This window comes from Maribacter sp., from assembly GCF_039968975.1.
GTDB lineage: Bacteria > Bacteroidota > Bacteroidia > Flavobacteriales > Flavobacteriaceae > Maribacter.
Window position 1 is genome coordinate 1 of record NZ_JBDVOT010000098.1, and the last position, 4,115, is coordinate 4,115.

The following is a 4,115-nucleotide window of genomic DNA, read 5'->3' on the forward strand; positions in this document are numbered from 1 at the left end:
TCTTTATCTGAACTACCACTACCTGAACCTTTCTTAAGACCGATAACACGATCTACAGATTTAAAAAAACGTGGCAATGATATCGGTTTTACTAAATAATCTATCGCTTGTAGTTCAAAACTTTTCAAGGCATGCTCTTCATGTGCCGTGGTCATAATAACAAACGGCTTTTTATGAAGCGTACTCAAAAATTCCAGGCCGTCAAGAAAAGGCATATTAATATCAAGAAACATAATATCTACATGATGGTCTCTTAAAAAGGTAGATGCATCTAAGGCATTAGAAAATGTACCTTCTAATTGCAATTCTTTTACTCTTTCTATATAGTTTTTAAGCACATTTACTGCCAATGGTTCATCATCAACTACTATCACTTTCAAAATCATATCACCTTAAGCTTTAAAAAAACATTGAACATATTATCTTCCTCAAAAATCTTTAAATCGTAATCATTTTTACCATACCCCAACTCTAAACGTTTTTTAACATTCGAGAGTCCAATACCACCACGCTTTACAGGGTAAACATATTCTTTATTTACCAATGGTATGGAGTTCGACACCTTAAAATCCATAAATTCCTCATCGACCTTGATATCGATTAAAATCTTCATTTCTCCTATATTTTTATTAGCTCCATGTTTGAAACAATTTTCAATAAGAGGAATCAGTAGCATAGGTGATATTTTACAATTGGTAAGATTACCTGAGATATTCATATCTATCTTCAAAGAATCATCAAACCGAATACGCTCCAAATCTATGTAATTTCTAATACAATTAATTTCACTGGTTAAATCTTGACGCTGTTTTTTAGTAGCATACAACAAATAGCGCATTAGTTCTGACAACTTCAAAATAACCTCTGGTGCCTGATCAGATTTTTCTAAGGTCAAAGAGTATATATTATTTAAAGTATTGAAGAAAAAATGTGGCGATACCTGAGACCGCAAAAACCGAAGTTCTGTTTTAAGTTGTCGTTTTTCAAGATCATGAAGCTTACTACTTTCCCTTAACCAATCTACGGTAAGCTTAATTGCTGTAAAAAATGAAATTACATATACCTCACCTATCATACTTTGTACAGCAAAACCAACGGTGAGTGAATCTACAACTTCATTTGCTTCAGGCATAACATCTGTACTTACCAAGTAATAAGTAAGGTTATATTTAAATAAAAGCATCAAAACCAAAGACAATAAAATAAATACGGTATACTGAAAATACTTTTTAGTATAAATGAATTTAGGCATTAGATAATAGGCATTCAAATACGCTAAAAACATATGTATAGGAAAACCAATTAAATTGGTACGTAGTGAGAGCAGAAAATCATCATGTATAAACGTCCAACGAAAAGTATTGAAGATGAAGTAAACGGACCAAAATAAAATATGATGCCAAGGTTTGATCTCACTTGTACCAAAAAACTTTGGTCTGCGTAAAAACTTCATTAATCTAATATCCACAATTGAAAATTAGTGTTTTTAACCGAACAATACGTAATTAGATAATGGTAATTAAAAAAACATTATTAAAGTATGCCATTCTATAAAGAACATACTAAAAAAAGTGACATTTAAGACAAATACAAATCAACCAGACCATCAGGAGTAGTCACAAAAATACTTTTGTTTTTGCGATCTACTTTAGTAATGATATCATCACTTACAGGTATCAATAATTGTACACCATCTTTTTCAACTTCAAACAAGGCCTGTGCCGTAGTATCGTTGACACTTTGTATAATACCAATATCACCGTGAACAGAATCTATCATAGAAAAACCGATAATTTCGTGGTAATAAAACTTATTACCTGAAAGTTTAGGCAACATGGTAAGGGGTAAATAGAGTCCAGACTTCATAATGCGATTAGCATCAGATTCTGATTTCACCTCTTCAAAATCTATACGAAGTAAGTTAGATTTGTGAAGTCGACATCTTTTAATAAAAAATGGAACCAGATTGTTTCCTAAAGAAACGAATACTGATTCCATGTTTTCGTAAATCTCGGGGTCATCGGTATCTAGTTTTACTAGAACCTCACCTTTGAAACTATATTTTGAAACGATATTACCTAGGTAGAAACAATCTTCCTTTCGCATCGTCTCTTAAGAATTATGCTTTATCTTCTTCAGCAGCAGGTGCTTCTGTAGCTTGCTCTGGCTCACCAGCAGCTTCAACAGCTTCTACTTCTTCTTCAGCACTTTCTCCTTCTGGAGTTTCTGGTAATGCAGCAGCTGCAGCTTCAGCGGCACGCTTATCATTAACTTCTTTCTCAGCTTTTAGCGCAGCAGCTCTAGCATCAGCTTTAACTTTATCTATACCACCAACTTTATCGGCAATAGCAGCTTCTTTTTCAGTAACCCAAGCATTGAACTTTTCTTCAGCTTGCTCTTCAGTCAATGCACCTTTACGTACACCACCTAATAAGTGATGCTTTAAAAGAACACCTCTGTAAGAAAGAATAGCTTTAGCAGTATCTGTTGGTTGTGCACCGTTTTGTAACCACTTTACAGAACTATCAACATCAAGTTCAATTGTTGCAGGGTTTGTATTAGGATTGTAGATACCTAATTTCTCTAAAAACTTACCATCTCTTTTAGCTCTTGCATCTGCAGCAACTACCCAATAGAATGGTTTTCCTTTTTTACCGTGTCTTTGTAATCTAATTTTTACTGGCATATCACATTAATTTGTAGGGTGCCCGACCCTTGATTATTAATTCTAGTTTTTTTAACTCGTTCGCCATCAGTGAGCAAAGCTAATCTGAAAGCGGGTGCAAATATAATTCAAAATGCTGAATTGGCAACAATGAATTCAAGTTATTTATTCTTTAGAAAATTATTGATTAATTACTTAAAACGAAGAAGTCATATTTAGAGCTTCAAATACCACCTTAAACAGCTATTCTAAAGTGTACAAGTAATAAAACAAAACTGACTTATATTAAAAAACCCACTTTAAAACCATACGTTAATAACTCTTTGTAAGAACCACCTTTTCAACCATCACTTTTTTGTAATTTTATACGCACTTTTTAGGTCAATGACTTGACCGCTTTTGAACACACAGAATATTCTATATGTACCTCATCTTTGATACCGAAACCACCGGTCTTCCAAAAAACTGGAACGCACCTATTACCGACACCGACAACTGGCCACGTTGTATTCAAATAGCTTGGCAGTTGCATGACGATATGGGAAATTGCATTGAGCATGAAGATTACCTAGTGCGCCCAGACGGATTCAACATTCCATATGACGCAGAACAAATTCACGGTATTTCTACAGAGCTAGCTGAACAAAAAGGTATTTCGCTGGCAGAAGTTCTTGAGAAATTCAACATTGCCATGTCTAAAACAAAATTCATTGTTGGGCAAAATGTTGGGTTCGATGTCAATATTATGGGCGCGGAGTTCCACCGTTTAGGAGTTGAAAATCCGTTACAGGAACTACCTGTTTTAGATACCTGTACCGAGCATACGGCACAATTGTGCCAAATTCCTGGTGGACGTGGCGGTAAATTTAAACTACCTACCTTAACGGAACTGCATCAATTTTTATTTGGCGAACCTTTTGGCGAAGCGCATAATGCAACTGCCGATGTTGAGGCAACTACCCGTTGTTTTCTAGAACTTATTCGTAAGCAACAATATACCAAAGAACAATTAGATGTTCAGCCCGATTATTTCAAGAATTTCTCTGAGGCGAATCCGAAGGAAATAGAACTTATCGGTCTTAAACATATCAACCTTAAGAAAGCATCGAAAAAAATAGCCGATGCACTTTGGGCTAAAGATACTGGTGGCGTTTCTCAAGAAGAAATAGAAGAAAATCTTGCCACCTTAGAAAACGCAAGTTTTGCGCACTTACACAATCACACACAATTCTCCATATTACAATCTACCATAAGCGTACCTGATTTGGTAAAAGCCGCGGCAAAAGCCAATATGCCTGCAGTTGCCATGACGGATCATGCCAATATGATGGGTGCTTTCCATTTTGTAAACGGAGTATTAAATCACAATAAAGGTGTTGTTTCTAGAAACGAAGCAAATCAAAAAAGATATGAAGCTACACAAAACGGCACCTTAGAAGAAGGGCAAGAA

General features: G+C 35.1%; 5 protein-coding genes. 1 reads left to right on the plus strand and 4 read right to left on the minus strand.

The window, feature by feature from the left end:
• From ABJI11_RS06830 to ABJI11_RS06845, 4 genes are all read right to left on the minus strand, one after another.
• A partial coding sequence (locus tag ABJI11_RS06830) for a response regulator (protein WP_348350631.1) occupies positions 1-386 on the minus strand: 386 nt, incomplete at its 3' end.
• Positions 383-1,468 (minus strand): histidine kinase, encoded by a 1,086-nt coding sequence (locus ABJI11_RS06835; RefSeq protein WP_348350633.1) that lies wholly within the window; start codon positions 1,466-1,468, stop codon positions 383-385. The genes ABJI11_RS06830 and ABJI11_RS06835, both read right to left, overlap by 4 nt.
• A 110-nt stretch (positions 1,469-1,578) precedes the next feature.
• On the minus strand, positions 1,579-2,106 hold the full coding sequence (gene rimM, locus ABJI11_RS06840) for a ribosome maturation factor RimM (protein ID WP_348350635.1): 528 nt from the start codon (positions 2,104-2,106) through the stop codon (positions 1,579-1,581).
• Between the two features lie 13 nt (positions 2,107-2,119).
• Entirely contained in the window at positions 2,120-2,686 is a 567-nt protein-coding gene (locus ABJI11_RS06845) for a 30S ribosomal protein S16 (RefSeq protein ID WP_276491858.1), read from the minus strand.
• A 400-nt stretch (positions 2,687-3,086) separates the two neighbouring features.
• Here ABJI11_RS06845 and ABJI11_RS06850 point away from each other — a divergent pair.
• The coding region (locus ABJI11_RS06850; protein WP_348350637.1) for a PHP domain-containing protein at positions 3,087-4,115 on the plus strand (1,029 nt) is incomplete at its 3' end.